14 protein-coding genes are annotated in these 14,496 nt (G+C 66.9%); 4 read left to right on the top strand and 10 right to left on the bottom strand.

Annotation, left to right across the window (positions count from 1 at the left end; translation table 11 throughout):
- Positions 1–222: 222 nt before the first annotated feature.
- The gene (locus HLH48_RS09990; RefSeq protein WP_182997368.1) at positions 223–1,218 is read left to right on the top strand and encodes a HoxN/HupN/NixA family nickel/cobalt transporter; all 996 of its coding nucleotides are present in this window, start codon (positions 223–225) and stop codon (positions 1,216–1,218) included.
- On the opposite strand, the gene ureG is transcribed toward HLH48_RS09990, so the two are convergent.
- The 10 genes from ureG to pcaF form a co-directional block, all read right to left on the bottom strand.
- Positions 1,196–1,810, bottom strand: a complete 615-nt coding sequence (gene ureG, locus HLH48_RS09985) for an urease accessory protein UreG (RefSeq protein WP_182997367.1) — start codon at positions 1,808–1,810, stop codon at positions 1,196–1,198. The genes HLH48_RS09990 and ureG overlap by 23 nt on opposite strands.
- Positions 1,807–2,538, bottom strand: coding sequence for an urease accessory protein UreF (locus HLH48_RS09980; RefSeq protein WP_182997366.1), 732 nt, complete (start codon positions 2,536–2,538; stop codon positions 1,807–1,809). The genes ureG and HLH48_RS09980 overlap by 4 nt, the downstream gene beginning before the upstream one ends.
- On the bottom strand, positions 2,483–2,962 hold the full coding sequence (locus tag HLH48_RS09975; RefSeq protein WP_182997365.1) for an urease accessory protein UreE: 480 nt from the start codon (positions 2,960–2,962) through the stop codon (positions 2,483–2,485). Before HLH48_RS09975 ends, HLH48_RS09980 begins: the two co-directional genes overlap by 56 nt.
- Positions 2,962–4,668, bottom strand: coding sequence for an urease subunit alpha (gene ureC / locus HLH48_RS09970; protein WP_182997364.1), 1,707 nt, complete (start codon positions 4,666–4,668; stop codon positions 2,962–2,964). Before ureC ends, HLH48_RS09975 begins: the two co-directional genes overlap by 1 nt.
- Positions 4,665–5,009 (bottom strand): urease subunit beta, encoded by a 345-nt coding sequence (locus HLH48_RS09965; protein WP_182997363.1) that lies wholly within the window; start codon positions 5,007–5,009, stop codon positions 4,665–4,667. Before HLH48_RS09965 ends, ureC begins: the two co-directional genes overlap by 4 nt.
- Positions 4,993–5,295 (bottom strand): urease subunit gamma, encoded by a 303-nt coding sequence (locus HLH48_RS09960; RefSeq protein WP_182997362.1) that lies wholly within the window; start codon positions 5,293–5,295, stop codon positions 4,993–4,995. Before HLH48_RS09960 ends, HLH48_RS09965 begins: the two co-directional genes overlap by 17 nt.
- 46 nt (positions 5,296–5,341) lie before the next feature.
- On the bottom strand, positions 5,342–6,163 hold the full coding sequence (locus tag HLH48_RS09955; RefSeq protein WP_264813461.1) for an urease accessory protein UreD: 822 nt from the start codon (positions 6,161–6,163) through the stop codon (positions 5,342–5,344).
- Positions 6,164–6,282: 119 nt separating this feature from the next.
- Positions 6,283–8,325, bottom strand: coding sequence for a phenylacetic acid degradation bifunctional protein PaaZ (gene paaZ / locus HLH48_RS09950; RefSeq protein ID WP_182997360.1), 2,043 nt, complete (start codon positions 8,323–8,325; stop codon positions 6,283–6,285).
- Positions 8,326–8,327: 2 nt separating this feature from the next.
- Positions 8,328–10,397 (bottom strand): 3-hydroxyacyl-CoA dehydrogenase NAD-binding domain-containing protein, encoded by a 2,070-nt coding sequence (locus HLH48_RS09945; RefSeq protein ID WP_246387206.1) that lies wholly within the window; start codon positions 10,395–10,397, stop codon positions 8,328–8,330.
- Between the two features lie 15 nt (positions 10,398–10,412).
- The gene (pcaF, locus tag HLH48_RS09940; protein ID WP_182997358.1) at positions 10,413–11,621 is read right to left on the bottom strand and encodes a 3-oxoadipyl-CoA thiolase; all 1,209 of its coding nucleotides are present in this window, start codon (positions 11,619–11,621) and stop codon (positions 10,413–10,415) included.
- A 230-nt stretch (positions 11,622–11,851) separates the two neighbouring features.
- Between pcaF and paaG the strand changes: the two genes are divergently transcribed.
- The 3 genes from paaG (at position 11,852) to paaK (ending at position 14,485) form a co-directional block, all read left to right on the top strand.
- A complete protein-coding gene (gene paaG, locus HLH48_RS09935; RefSeq protein WP_182997357.1) occupies positions 11,852–12,637 on the top strand; it encodes a 2-(1,2-epoxy-1,2-dihydrophenyl)acetyl-CoA isomerase PaaG in 786 nt (261 codons plus the stop codon).
- Positions 12,634–13,071 carry a hydroxyphenylacetyl-CoA thioesterase PaaI gene (paaI, locus tag HLH48_RS09930; RefSeq protein ID WP_182997356.1) on the top strand — a complete coding sequence of 146 codons (438 nt, stop codon included), beginning with the start codon at positions 12,634–12,636 and terminating at the stop codon, positions 13,069–13,071. Before paaG ends, paaI begins: the two co-directional genes overlap by 4 nt.
- Before the next feature lie 82 nt (positions 13,072–13,153).
- The gene (gene paaK, locus HLH48_RS09925; RefSeq protein WP_182997355.1) at positions 13,154–14,485 is read left to right on the top strand and encodes a phenylacetate--CoA ligase PaaK; all 1,332 of its coding nucleotides are present in this window, start codon (positions 13,154–13,156) and stop codon (positions 14,483–14,485) included.
- Positions 14,486–14,496: the final 11 nt, after the last annotated feature.

The raw sequence follows: 14,496 nt of genomic DNA, 5'->3' as shown, positions 1-14,496 counted from the left end.
AGCACACTCTTTTTCCGGCTCACCGAGAACCGCGACCCTTTCGCCATCCTGAACATCCCCTTTCGTCACAGTCGCCCTCTGACGATGCGGAAACATTACGATGCAGAATCTTCAAAAGAGGATGCGTGAAATTACTTAGCGCGGCTTCACGACGCCCGTTTCCACAATTTGCAGGATGACGGTCCCGCGCAATGTCCTTAACCTGTCGGCATGAAACAGACGATGGCTCCTCCATCCACGCGCCATGGCCGGTCTTCCCTGCTGCTCATGCTCGCGCTCGCCGCCGCCAATATCGGATTCTGGCTGCTGGCGGCCACCGCGATCCGCGACCATCCCCGCTTCCTGGCACCGTCTTTCCTGGCCTGGACCTTCGGCCTGCGCCACGCGCTGGACGCCGACCATATCGCGGCAATCGACCTCGTCACGCGCCGGCTCATGGCCCGCGCACGGCGCCCGATCCTGGTCGGGCTGTTCTTTTCCATCGGCCATTCCAGCGTCGTGATGCTCGCCTCGCTCGTCCTGCTGCTCGTCCCGGTCCATTCCTGGCTCGATCGGGTCCACGATGTCGGCGGCCTCATCGGCACCTCCGTCTCCATCCTGTTCCTGTCCATCATGGCCGCATCCAACATGCTGTCCTTCCGCGCCCAGTGGCGGGCGGGCCCGTCGGGCCGTGCGCCATCCGGCCCGGCGGGCGTCATGACGCGCCTGCTGGCACCGATGACGGACCTCATCCGGCATGACAGCCAGATGATCCCGCTCGGCTTCCTGTTCGGCCTCGGCTTCGATACGGCAACGGAAATCGGCCTGCTGGGCCTGACGGCGTCCGAAGCGACACACGGCCTGTCCGCCATCCACATCATGCTGCTGCCGCTGCTGTTCGCCGCCGGCATGGCGCTGATGGACAGTCTCGACACGGTGCTGATGGTGCGCGCCTGGAGCTGGAGCAGCGCCTCGGCCGAGCGGCGCGCCCTCTATATCCGCGCCGTCACGGCCTTCTCGGCGCTGGCCGCCGCCTGCGTCGCGGCGATCGAACTGCTTCAGCTCGTCGGCGGCAACGAACCGATGCCGCCCCTTCTGCGCGCCCTGGCAGCCCGTGCCGCGGACCATTTCCAGATCGTCGGTATCGGGCTCGTCATGGGGTTTCTTGGCCTGTGGGCCATCGCGGCCCTGCTCGCCACCCCCCGCCAGCCGGCCTTTACAGACCGCCCTGATCGATGATGAAGCGCGCGATCGCCTCTACCCCCTCGCCCGCGCGGATATTGGCGAAGACAAACGGCCGCACGCCGCGCATCTTCCGGCTATCCCGGTCCATGACCACCAGGTCGGCCCCGACATAAGGCGCCAGGTCGATCTTGTTGATCACCAGCAGATCGCTGCGCGTGATGCCCGGGCCCCCCTTGCGCGGAATCTTGTCCCCCGCCGACACATCGATGACATAGATCGTCAGGTCGGCAAGCTCCGGGCTGAACGTCGCCGCCAGATTGTCGCCGCCGCTTTCCACCAGTACCAGATCCAGCCCGGCGAACCGCTCCGTCAGTTCGGCGACCCCGGCCAGATTGATGCTGGCATCCTCGCGGATCGCGGTATGCGGGCAGCCGCCCGTCTCGATGCCCATGATCCGTTCCGGCGGCAGCGAGCCCGCGCGCGTCAGGAATTCGGCATCCTCGCGCGTATAGATATCGTTCGTGATAGCCGCGATCTCGTAATGATCGCGAAAGCGGCGGCACAGCGCATCCATCAGCGCCGTCTTGCCCGTGCCGACCGGGCCGCCGATCCCGACGCGCAACGGGCCATGCTTGGTCTTCGTCATGTCCTGAACAACCTCGTTCCCTGGGTTTCATGATGCATCGTAGCAAGATCGGACCGGAAACACGCCCCGCCCAGATCCTCCAGCGTCAGCAAGGCCGTCCGCTCGACCGCCGCCAGCAGAACCGGCTCCAGCCGCGCCAGCGCATGCAGCCCGTCCGTCTGCCCCAGCGGCACCAGCCGCACCGCGGCGGACACCAGCGCCGCAACACCGCCATACCCGCCCGACAGCACCGCCTGCGCGCGCGTCACCCCACCCCGCTGGAACACCAGCCCCTGCGCCACGGGCAAGGGCCAGCGCACGCCTACCCTCTCCTCCGGTCCGGGCACCACACCCCAGACCGATGCCGCCTTCATGAACGCCTCTCCCTGATAGACCGCCTCCTCAAACCGCTCGCGCGACGAGGCACAGGCACAGGCAAAATCCGCGATTTCGCGCAACCCATCCCGATCGTCCGCGGCGTCCCAGGCCGCGCCAAGAATGATCAGGTCATTCCCCAGCGACCCATGATCCAGCAACGCGCCGATCCACGTGCCAAGCGTCCCGACATCCCGCACATCGCCGGTTTCCACCGCCCATTCCAGGCCATGGCTGTAGGCATAGCCACCGGTCGGAAAGGCCGGCGAGACCCAGGACAGCAGCCGGAGAAAGGCCTCGCTCTCCTCCCGGGCCGGATCAATCGTGGGCGTGGTGATGATGGCCGTGCTCCGCCGCCTCGCCACGCGCGGCATAGGCCCCGCTTTCCGGGTCGAACGGCACCTCGACCATACGCACGTGCCCGCCCAGGCCCCGGATCATGTCCGCGATGACGTGATCGCGCCGCACCAGGATGCGCGCCTCGTCAATCGCAGCGGGCAAATGCCGGTTTCCCAGATGCCAGGCCAGCCGCAGAAGATGCAGCGGACCATGCGCCGTCACCTCCATCAACGCCTCGGGCAGTGCCTCGACCCGCACGATCCGCCCGTCATCCAGCTTCAACCCCTCCCCCGCCCGCAGCAGCCGGGCATGCGCCAGGTCGAGCAGCACCGTCTCCCCCGACCCCAGCGGCAGCATCATCCGCCGGCGATGCCGCCCCTCGCAATCGGCGGCGAACACATCCGTCGCCTGCGCGACGGGCCAGCTTCCCGCTGGCAGGATCTCGGTCACATGGGCCATCAGAACAGAAAATACCTTTGCGCCATGGGCAGGATCTCGGCGGGCTCGCAGGTCAGCAGCACCCCGTCGGCCCGCACTTCATAGGTTTCGGGATCGACCTCGATCCGCGGCATCGCGTCATTATGGATCATGCTGCGCTTGCCGATCCCCCCGCGCGTGTTCGACACGGCGGAAAGCCCGCGCCGCAATCCCAGCCTGCACCCGATATCGTCCTCAAGCGCGGCCTGCGAGACGAAGGTCAGGCTGGTATGGGTCAGCGCCCCGCCATACCCGCCGAACATCATGCGGCCATAGACCGGCTGCGGCGTCGGAATCGAGGCATTCGGATCGCCCATCATCGCATAGACGATCGCCCCGCCCTTGATGACCAGTTCCGGCTTCACACCGAAAAACGCGGGCTCCCACAACACCAGATCCGCCAGCTTGCCGACCTCGACCGAGCCGACCTCATGCGACAATCCGTGCGCGATCGCCGGATTGATGGTATATTTGGCGATATAGCGCTTCACCCGGACATTGTCCGCCGCCCCGTCCCCGGCCAGCGCGCCGCGCTGCACTTTCATCTTGTGCGCCGTCTGCCACGTCCGCAGCGCCACCTCGCCCACGCGCCCCATCGCCTGACTGTCCGAGGACATCATCGAGAGCACGCCCATATCGTGGAAAATATCCTCCGCCGCGATCGTCTCGCGCCGGATGCGGCTTTCCGCGAAGGCGATATCCTCTGGCACGCGCTGGTCCAGATGATGGCAGACCATCAGCATGTCCAGATGCTCGTCCAGCGTATTGACCGTAAACGGACGCGTCGGATTGGTGGAGGACGGCAGCACGTTCGCCAGCCCGGCGACACGGATGATATCGGGCGCATGTCCGCCCCCCGCGCCCTCGGTATGGAACGCATGGATCGTCCGCCCCCTGAACGCCGCGATCGTATCCTCCACGAATCCGCTTTCGTTCAGCGTATCGGTATGGATCATCACCTGCACGTCCATGCGGTCCGCCACATCCAGGCAGCAATCGATCGCCGCCGGGGTCGACCCCCAATCCTCATGCAGTTTCAGGCAGCACGCCCCGGCCCGCACCATCTCTTCCAGCCCCTCGGGCCGCGCGGCATTGCCCTTGCCCGCGAAGGCCAGATTGACCGGAAACGCCTCGGCGGCCTGGATCATCCGCGCCAGATGCCACGGCCCCGGCGTGCAGGTCGTCGCCGCCGTGCCCGTGGCCGGCCCGGTGCCCCCGCCCAGCATGGTGGTGATGCCGGAAGACAGCGCCTCCTCGATCTGCTGCGGGCAGATGAAATGGATATGGCTGTCGATCCCCCCGGCCGTCAGGATACGCCCTTCGCCGGCGATGATCTCCGTCCCCGGCCCGATGACGATATCCACACCCGGCTGGATATCCGGGTTCCCCGCCTTGCCGATCCCGGCAATCCGCCCGTCGCGGATCGCCACGTCCGCCTTGACGATCCCCCAGTGATCGACGATCAGCGCATTGGTGATGACGGTATCCGCCGCCCCCCCGGCACGCGTGACCTGCGACTGGCCCATGCCGTCACGGATCGTCTTGCCGCCGCCGAACCGCACTTCCTCCCCATAAACGGTGTAATCGCGCTCCACCTCGACCAGCAGGGCGGTATCGGCCAGCCGCACCCGATCTCCCACCGTCGGGCCGAACTGCGCCGCGTAATCGTGCCGGGAAAGCCGCGTCATGGGTCCACGCTCCCCATGACCTCGCCACGAAACCCGACCGCGCGCCGCAGCCCGCGCAACGGCACCAGCGTCACCGCGCGCTCCTGCCCAGGCTCGAAGCGGATCGCCCCGCCCGAGGGCACATCCAGCCGCCAGCCCATCGCCTGCGCCCGGTCGAAGGCCAACGCCGGATTGATTTCGGCGAAATGATAATGGCTGCCGACCTGCACCGGCCGATCGCCGGTATTGGTCACGACCAGCACGCGCCGCGGCTGGCCCTCATTCAGCACGATCTCGCCCTCAGCCGGCAGGACCTCGCCCGGAATCGCGCCGGCCGGCAGCGGATCAGCGTATCGGGTCATGCACCGTCACCAGCTTCGTGCCATCGGGAAAGGTCGCCTCCACCTGAACGTCATGGATCATCTCGGCCACGCCCTGCATGACCTGCGCGCGCGTCAGCACCCGGCCGCCGCTGGCCATCAGTTCGGCCACATTCCGCCCGTCCCGCGCGCCCTCGACGACATGCTCGGTAATCAGGGCCACGGCTTCCGGATAATTCAGCAGCACGCCGCGCTCCAGCCGCTGCCGCGCGACGATCGCGGCCATGGCGATCAGCAGCTTGTCCCGTTCGCGAGGCGTCAGTTTCATATCCCGGTCGATCTCCCGTTTCGCATCACGCCCCGGCTGCCAGCCATCACGAGCGCCACGTGGCCGGCACCGGCCGCGCATCCCGCAGCGCCGGCAGCAGGCGCTGCACGGTGTCCTCCAGCCCACGCCCGCCCGACGACACCCCCCGGACGACCAGCATGCCATTCCACGCCGAACAGGCAAACCCGCCATCGCCGATCTCGCCCAGGCGATCGCGAACCCGATCCAGCCGCCCTTCCGCATCGGCGGACACCAGCACCAACGTCGCCACCCCCGCCTGGCCCGCCGCCACCGCACGGTTCGCCAGTAACGCCGAGACATCCGTGCTCTCCAGCCGAAACATGTCCTCCAGGACCGCACGCCCCTCCCGCCGTACCGACAGACGATCCCGCACGTCCAGACGATGCAGCGTCTCGCCCGACCCGATCCGGCCGAACATCCGACATTCGAGAAAGAGAAAACTGGACGAGGCCGCCATCTCAACCCGCATGTGCCGCCGCAACCGGCAGCCATCGAAGAAGATCGTGCCATGCGGCAGCCATTCCAGCCGCGCCCCCGCCCCGATCCTGCACGACACGTCGATTTCCGCCGGGCCATCCCCCGCCCGCGCCCGATAAATCCGCTCCGCCGCCTGCGACGTCACCAGCAGATCCGTCTCCGGCGCACAGTCCAACGCACCCGCGATCCTGTCCCCCGCCGCAATGCCGCCGGAAATATTGACCGTCACCGCCTCCAGCGCGGCCTGCGCCCGCTTCGGGAACAGCAGCCGGCAACACCCACCCTGCTCCAGATCCGCCACGCCGACACGTCCATCACGCGGCCGCACCGCCAGCCGGAAATGTCCACGCGCACGCTGTAGCGTGGTCACCGTGCCTATGCTCCCGTCCCGGACACCCGCCCCGACCATAAATCCGCCACCCTCCGCCTCCATGGGTGAAACTACGTAGCACAGAGGCGCACGGACGGTCCGGCGGGGTCCGCCCGCCATCAATCGCCCGTCGAACGCGCGCTCATGGTCAGCAATTCATACCGGGCGACCGTCTCGTCATTCTGGTTGAACAATTCGGCATCCCAGCGCACTTCGCCATAACCCGGCTCCCTTCCCGGATTCTTGCGCTTGACCGTCAGCCGCACGCGGATGGAATCCCCCGGCGACACGGGTTTGAGGAAGCGCAGCCCCTCCAGCCCGTAATTGGCCAGCAACGGCCCCGGCGCCGGGTCGACGAACAGCCCGGCCGCGAAGGACAGCAGCAGATAGCCATGCGCCACCCGCCCCGGGAAGAATGGGTTGGCGCGCGCCGCCGCCTCATCCATGTGCGCATAGAATTCGTCGCCGGTGAAATGCGCGAAATGCTCGATATCCTCCAGCGTGATCACGCGCGGCGGCGTCTGCACGCTCTCGCCGATACGCAGATGGTCGTAATCGCGCCGGAAAGGATGTTCCGCCGTCACCGGCGCGGGCGCGCCGGGCAGCCAGGTCCGCACCAGCGCGGACAGGCGGCCGGGCGAACCCTGCAACGCCGTGCGCTGAAGATAATGATGCACACCACGCGCGCCACCCATCTCCTCGCCGCCACCGGCCCGACCCGGCCCGCCATGGATCAGGCCCGGCAGGGGCGAGCCATGTCCCGTCGATTCCTTCGCGCAATCGCGATCGAGGACAAGAATACGGCCGTGATACGAGGCAATACCGAGAACCAGTCTCTCCGCCACCGCGTCATCATGGGTATAGACCGAGGCCACCAGACTTCCCTCGCCGCGCGCGACGATGGCCAGCGCATCCTCCAGCGTGTCATAGGGCATGACGGTTGCGACCGGCCCGAACGCCTCGACCTCATGCGGCGCCGTCGCCGTCAGCGGCGACGCGCAACGCAGCAGGACCGGCGCCTGGAACGCGCCCGTCTCCGCGTCTCCGCCCAGCGGGCTGACCCTGCCGGGGTCGCCATACACGATCTCGGCCTCCCGCGCGATGTCCGCCACGGCTTCCCGCACGGCGGCCCGCTGGCCAAGACTGGCGAGCGGCCCCATCTTCACATCATCCCGCCTGGGATCGCCCACAGTGATCCGGTCCAACTGCCGGCCCAGCGCCGCGATCACCGCCCCCTCCTGCGCGCGCGGCACGATGATGCGGCGAATGGCGGTGCATTTCTGCCCGGCCTTCACCGTCAGTTCCCGCACGATTTCACGGACGAACAGATCGAATTCCGGCGTCCCTTCCAAGGCGTCGGGCCCCAGGATGGCGGCATTCAGCGAATCCCGTTCGGCGACGAAGCGCACCGCCTTGCGCGACACCGCGTCATGATCGCGCAGCCTGCGCGACGTCGCGGCCGATCCGGTAAAGGACAGCACATCCTGCCCGTCCAGATGGTCCAGCAGATCGCCCGTACTACCCGCGATGAACTGGAACGCCCCATCGGGCAGAATGCCGGAGGACACGATCAGCCGCGCGACCGCCTCCGCGACATAGGCGGTCGCGGTAGCCGGTTTGGTAATCACCGGCACACCGGCCAGAATCGTCGGCGCCAGCTTTTCCAGCATCCCCCAGCAGGGAAAATTGAAGGCATTGATATGCACCGCGACGCCCTGAAGCGGGGTCAGCACATGCAGCCCGATGAAACTGCCTTCCTTCGACAAAGGCTCGACGGCCCCATCGACGACGAAACGCTCCGCGGGAAAGTCCCGCCGCCCGCGCGAGGCATAGGCGAACAGCGTGCCGATACCGCCATCGATATCGAAGAAATTATCCCGTTTCGTGGCCCCGCTATCGGCCGAAAGCGCATACAGCTCCTCCTTGTGCGCCGTCAGATGCACCGCCAGCACCTTGAGCATGGCCGCGCGATCGTGAAAGGTCATCGCGCGCAGGGCCGGCCCGCCGACCATGCGGGCATGGCGCGCCATGGCGCCGAAATCCAGCCCGCTGCTGGACGCGCGGGCCACCACCCGCCCGTCGATGGCGCTGGGAATATCCACCAGCCCCGCTTCCGCCTCGACCCAGCGATCCTGCGCGTAATTTCCAAGTTTCTTGTTCATTGTCATTCTCCCCGATCCAGGCTGGAAAAAGTGCGGCCCGACCGCGCCAGTTCGATCAGAAGCGGCGCGGGCTCCGACCCGGCGCCCCCCGTCGCGTATGCCTGCTCCATTTCGCCGAGCACCGCCGTCAGACCCATCCGGTCGGCAGCCCACATCGGGCCGCCCCTGGCGCGCGGAAAACCGTATCCATTGACGAAGGCCAGGTCGATGTCCGACGCCCGCAGGGCGATGCCCCCGGCGATCGCCTTCGCGCCCTCATTGGCCAGCACCGCCAGCAGCCGCCGCTGAATCGCCTCGGGCGTGAAACGGCGCGGCACAATGCCCCGCCGCGCGCGTTCCCCGGCGATCAGCGCCGTCACCGCCGGGTCCTCAGCCTTCACTCCGTCCGCATAGCGGTACCATCCGCCGCCCGTCTTGCGGCCCAGCCGCCCCGCCTCGCACAACAGGTCCGGAATGGTGACATAGCGTTCGCGCGGGTCGCGGGTGGCAGCCCGACGCTGGCGCATCGCCCGGGCGATATCGAGCCCCGACATGTCGGACACTGCGAAAATGCCCATGGCAAAGCCATATTCTTCCAGCGCGGCATCGATTTCGGCGGGCGCGGCGCCCTCCTCCACCAGATATTCCGCATGACGGCGATAGGCGGCATACAGGCGGTTGCCGATAAACCCGTCCTCATTGCCCGCCACGACCGGCTGCTTGCCCAGCTTCCGCGCCAGCGTCAGGGCAGAGCGCAGCACATCCGGCGCGGTTCGCGCGCCCCGCACCACTTCCAGCAATTTCATGACATTGGCGGGCGCGAAGAAATGCAGCCCCACCACATCCTCCGGCCGCGCCGTCACCGCCGCAATGGCGTCGAGATCCAGATAGGACGTATTGCTCGCCAGGATCGCCCCCGGCCGCGCCACCGCATCCAGCCGGCGAAAAATCTCGCTCTTGACATCCATATCCTCGAACGCCGCCTCGATGACCAGGTCGGCATCGCGCAGCCGCGACCAGTCGGCTCCAACCGCGATCCGCCCCAGCCGCTCGGCCATCGCGCCATCCGTCAGCCGCCCGCTTCCGACCTGCCGGGCATAAATGTCCCGCACCCGTTCCAGCCCCGCCGCCGCCGCCGCCTCATCCCGCTCGACCAGCAGAACCGGAAAACCCGCATCGGCATGCGCGACGGCGATGGCCGCCCCCATCGTACCGGCCCCGACCACCCCGACCGTACCGACCGGCCTCGGCCGCGCATCGCCCAATCCGGGGATCTTCGTCGCCTCGCGCTCAGCAAAGAAGAGATGCAGCAGCGCAGCCGCCTCCACACTCTCCCGCAGGGCCAGAAAGGCCGCGCGCTCCATCGCCAGCCCGACGGCAAAATCCTGCCCCCGCGTCGCGGTCACGACCCGGATCGCCTCCTCGATCGCCGGAACGCCGCCGGCCTTTCGCCGCGCGACGGCAATGGCGGCTACCTCCTCCTTCTCCTCCCCCGGCGGCACCACCACCCGGGACAGCCGCCGTTTCACGGTGCCGGGCGCCCGGGCAATCGCTTCCGCAAGCGGGTCCCCCTCGGCCACCGCATCGAGCAGCCCGATCGCGCACGCTTCCCGCGCCGTGAGGATACGACCGGCGCAGATCATCTCGACCGCACGGGCGATGCCGACCAGACGCGGCAGACGCTGCGTCCCGCCTGCCCCCGGAATCAGCCCCAGCCGGGTCTCCGTCAATCCGATCAGCACACTGGCGCCACCGATCCGCGCGTCACAGGCCAGGGCGATCTCACATCCGCCCCCCAGCGCCGCACCGGCAATCGCGGCGACCACCGGCTTGTCGCACCGCTCCATCGCTTCGATCACCTCGGGCAGAAAGGGCGGCGCGGGCAAACCGGCCATCTCGCGCAGATCCGCCCCCGCGATAAAGCGCGACGGGCCGCCGCTCAGCACCACCGCCGCCACCGACTCATCGTCGGCCACATCGCGAAACACCGCGATCAGCGCCTGCCGGACGGCGGTAGACAACGCATTGACCGGCGGAAAATCGACCGTAACGACCGCGACCGCCCCCTCCTGCCGCACCCTGACGGGTCCCATGATGTCGCTCATCGCTCAGACCCTCTCGATCAGGGCGGCAATGCCCTGGCCGACCCCGATGCACATCGTGGCGACAGCCCGCCTGCCGCCCAGCGTTTCCAGCCCGTTCACCGCCGTCATGGCCAGCCGCGCCCCCGACATGCCCAGCGGATGACCCAGCGCGATCGCGCCACCATGCGGATTGACGTGCGGCGCATCATCCGCAAGACCCAGCGCGCGCAGCACGGCCAGCGATTGCGCGGCAAAGGCCTCGTTCAGTTCGATCAGATCGATATCCGCGAGCGCCAGCCCATTGCGCGCCAGCAATTTGCGCGTCGCCGACAATGGCCCCATGCCCATGATGCGCGGCGGCACTCCGGCCTGCACCACCGACACCACACGCGCCCGCGGCGTCAGGTCATAGGCCCTGACAGCCTGTTCTGAGGCGATCATCAACGCCCCGGCACCGTCATTGACACCCGACGCATTGCCTGCGGTCACAGTCCCGCCGTTCTTGCGAAACGGCGCCTTCAACGCCGCCAGACCATCCAGTGTCGTATCGGCACGCGGATGTTCGTCATGCTCCATCACGGTCGCGGCGCCCTTGCGCCCGGGAATCGCAACCGGCGCGATCTCGCGCGCGAAATAACCCGCCTCGCGCGCCGCACGCGCCTTCACCTGCGACCTGTAGGAAAAGAGATCCTGATCCTCGCGTGAGATATCGTATTCCTCCGCAACATTCTCCGCTGTCTCCGGCATCGAATCGATGCCGTATTCCGCCTTCAGCAGCGGATTGACGAAGCGCCAGCCGATCGTGGTGTCATAAATCTCCGCCTGGCGGGAAAAGCCCTGCGTCGCCTTCGGCAATACGAACGGCGCGCGGGACATGCTCTCGACCCCGCCGGCAATCACAAGGTCGGCATCGCCGGTGATGATGGCGCGCGCCGCCATCCCGACCGCATCCAGCCCCGAACCACACAAACGATTGATAGTCGTCCCGGGAACACCGACGGGCAGGCCCGCCAGCAACGCCGCCATGCGGGCGACATTGCGATTGTCCTCGCCCGCCTGGTTCGCGCAGCCGAAAATCACATCATCCAGTGCCTGCCAGTCGATTCGGCGATGCCGCTCCGCCAGGACACGCAGCGGATGGGCGGCCAGATCGTCGGCACGAACGCCCGCCAGCCCCCCAGCATACCGCCCGATGGGCGAACGAACGAAATCGCAGATAAAAGCGTGAACCATGGAATGAATCCCTGCTGCCGACATCATGAAAAACGATTACGCATCCCGGCGAAACGCCGGCCCGGGCTACCGGAAATCCCGCACCGTCCCGCCGGGACGTTTCGCAATGTCTTCCCCTCCGCCAGAAGTGATCGGCGCTCCTGCCGAAAGTCTGTAATCTGGCAATTGTCATTGACCGACCGTACGGTCAATTCAAGAAGTCGTTTTCGACCCAATCCGGGAGAGATTAAGTGGAGCCGACGCTTCTCATAGATCGCCATGACGGCTGGATGGAGCTGACCCTCAACCGACCGGCGCGCCTCAACGCCTTTAACGAAGACCTCCACCAACGCCTGGCCGCGACGCTGGACGAGGCGGAGGAGGAATCCTGCCGCGCGGTCCTGCTGACCGGCGCCGGACGCGGCTTCTGCGCCGGCCAGGACCTCGGCGACCGCGTCAACGCGGCCGGCCCTCTCGATCTCGGCACGACGATCGAGCGTTACTACAACCCGCTGGTCCGGCGCCTGCGCGCACTGCCCAAACCGGTGATCTGCGCGGTCAATGGCGTGGCGGCCGGCGCCGGCGCGAATATCGCACTCGCGTGCGACATCGTCCTGGCCGCCCGCTCGGCCAGATTCATCCAGGCCTTCGCCCGGATCGGACTGATCCCCGATTCCGGCGGCACCTTCACCCTGCCCCGACTGGTCGGCGACGCCCGGGCCCGCGCCCTGATGCTTCTGGCCGAACCCGTCGAGGCCGAACTGGCCGCGCAATGGGGCATGATCTGGAAAACCGTCGCGGATGAAGGCCTGATGGACGAAGCCCGCCGGCTGACCGCCCACCTCGCCACGCAACCCACCCAGGGCCTGGCGCGCATCAAGGCAGCCCTGAACGCATCCGCGACCAACGATCTCGACAGCCAGATCACCCTGGAACGCGACCTTCAGCGCGAAGCCGGCCGAACGCCGGATTATCGCGAGGGCGTTGCGGCATTCATGGAAAAGCGCTCCCCCCGCTTCACGGGCCGCCCGGCATGACGCCCGAGCAACGCGCACAGGCATCCGCCGAAGCCCTGTGGACCGGCGACCGCGCAAGCAGAAGCCTGGGCATGGAAATCCTGGAAGCGGGCCCCGGCGTCTCGACGGTCGCCATGGACGTGACCATCGAGATGGCGAACGGCGTCGGCACCGCGCATGGCGGCTTCATCTTCGCCCTGGCCGACAGCGCCTTCGCCGTGGCATGCAACAGTTATAACGAACGTACGGTCGCCGCGCATTGCGCGATCACCTATCTGCGCCCCGGCCTGCCGGGCAAGCGCATGCTGGCCCGCGCGCGTGAGGTCAGCCGCGCCGGACGTTCGGGATTGTACGACGTGGAAATCAGCCAGGAAGGACTCATCATCGCACAGTTTCGGGGCCATTCCCGATCCATCGGCGGCACGCTCCTGCCCGAGCCGCCTTCCGAACCATAAGCACGGTCAGCGTGTTGATAACAAAAACACGGTAAACGTGTTCACAACAAAAGCACGGTCAACGTGCTTCATGGAGGAACTCATGACACTGGCTTGTCCTGCTGTGTCGACAAACAAAGGTTTCATCCAGTCGCTCGATGCCGCCGAACGCGCGTCGCGCGACGAAATCATGGCGCTTCAGCGCGAAAAACTAAGATGGTCGTTAAGGCACGCATACGAAAACGTGCCCTTCTATCGGCGCAAATTCGACGAGGCCGGCGTTCACCCGTCCGATTTCCGGCAATTGTCCGACCTCGCGCGTTTTCCCTTCACCAAGAAGGACGATCTTCGGGAAAACTACCCGTTCGGCCTGTTCGCGGTACCGCGTGAAAAGATCATCCGCCTGCACGGCTCCTCGGGCACCACCGGCAAGCCGATCGTGGTCGGCTATACCGAGGCCGATATCCGCATGTGGTCGGACGTCGTGGCCCGCTCGCTGCGCGCCGCGGGCGTCGTTCCTGGCATGATGGTCCATGTCGCCTATGGCTACGGGCTTTTCACCGGGGGGCTGGGCGCGCATTACGGCGTGGAGCGCCTGGGATGCACCGTGGTGCCGATGTCCGGCGGCATGACCGAACGCCAGGTCCAGGTCATCACCGATTTCCGGCCGGACGCGATCATGGTCACGCCCAGCTACATGCTGGCGCTGGCCGACGGCTTCGCCCGCGCGGGGATCGATCCCCGCGCCTCCTCGCTGAAATTCGGCATTTTCGGCGCCGAACCCTGGACGAACGCGATGCGCCAGGAAATCGAGCAGGATTTCGGCATCGACGCCACCGATATCTACGGGCTTTCCGAGGTCATCGGCCCCGGTGTCGCGCAGGAATGCGTGGAAACCAAGGACGGCCTGCATATCTGGGAAGACCATTTCTACCCCGAGGTCATCGACCCGCTGACCGGCGAAGTCCTGCCCGACGGCGCGAAAGGCGAACTGGTCTTTACCTCCCTGACCAAGGAGGCCTTCCCCATCATCCGCTACCGCACGCGCGACCTGACGCGGCTGCTGGCGGGGACGGCACGCCCTGGCATGCGCCGTATGGAAAAGATCACGGGCCGTTCCGACGACATGATCATCCTGCGGGGCGTGAACCTGTTCCCGACCCAGATCGAGGAAATCCTGCTGAGCGATACCCTGTGTACAGGCCATTACCAGCTCGAGCTCACGCGCGAAGGCCGCATGGACGCACTGACCATCCATGCCGAACTCCACGCCGGCAGCTACGCGCAAACCGACCTGTCCGGCTTCTCCACCAGGATCAGCAAGCGCATCAAGGATATCATCGGCGTTTCCACGCGGGTCTGCGCCCATGGCCCGGGCGAAATCGCCCGCGCCGACGGCAAGGCCCAGCGCGTGATCGACAAACGCCCGAAATAGCCGGCGCCTTC

The organism is Gluconacetobacter sacchari, assembly GCF_014174255.1.
Taxonomy (GTDB): domain Bacteria; phylum Pseudomonadota; class Alphaproteobacteria; order Acetobacterales; family Acetobacteraceae; genus Gluconacetobacter; species Gluconacetobacter sacchari.
This window is presented reverse-complemented; position numbering and strand designations above follow the sequence as displayed.

Bases quoted from the DNA above. Each gene is read 5' to 3' on its own strand.
- HLH48_RS09990 (WP_182997368.1), top strand. From the start codon at position 223: ATGGCTCCTCCATCCACGCGCCATGGCCGGTCTTCCCTGCTGCTCATG.
- ureG (WP_182997367.1), bottom strand. From the start codon at position 1,810: ATGACGAAGACCAAGCATGGCCCGTTGCGCGTCGGGATCGGCGGCCCG.
- HLH48_RS09980 (WP_182997366.1), bottom strand. From the start codon at position 2,538: ATGCCGCGCGTGGCGAGGCGGCGGAGCACGGCCATCATCACCACGCCC.
- HLH48_RS09975 (WP_182997365.1), bottom strand. From the start codon at position 2,962: ATGGCCCATGTGACCGAGATCCTGCCAGCGGGAAGCTGGCCCGTCGCG.
- ureC (WP_182997364.1), bottom strand. From the start codon at position 4,668: ATGACGCGGCTTTCCCGGCACGATTACGCGGCGCAGTTCGGCCCGACG.
- HLH48_RS09965 (WP_182997363.1), bottom strand. From the start codon at position 5,009: ATGACCCGATACGCTGATCCGCTGCCGGCCGGCGCGATTCCGGGCGAG.
- HLH48_RS09960 (WP_182997362.1), bottom strand. From the start codon at position 5,295: ATGAAACTGACGCCTCGCGAACGGGACAAGCTGCTGATCGCCATGGCC.
- paaZ (WP_182997360.1), bottom strand. From the start codon at position 8,325: ATGAACAAGAAACTTGGAAATTACGCGCAGGATCGCTGGGTCGAGGCG.
- HLH48_RS09945 (WP_246387206.1), bottom strand. From the start codon at position 10,397: ATGGGACCCGTCAGGGTGCGGCAGGAGGGGGCGGTCGCGGTCGTTACG.
- pcaF (WP_182997358.1), bottom strand. From the start codon at position 11,621: ATGGTTCACGCTTTTATCTGCGATTTCGTTCGTTCGCCCATCGGGCGG.
- paaI (WP_182997356.1), top strand. From the start codon at position 12,634: ATGACGCCCGAGCAACGCGCACAGGCATCCGCCGAAGCCCTGTGGACC.
- paaK (WP_182997355.1), top strand. From the start codon at position 13,154: ATGACACTGGCTTGTCCTGCTGTGTCGACAAACAAAGGTTTCATCCAG.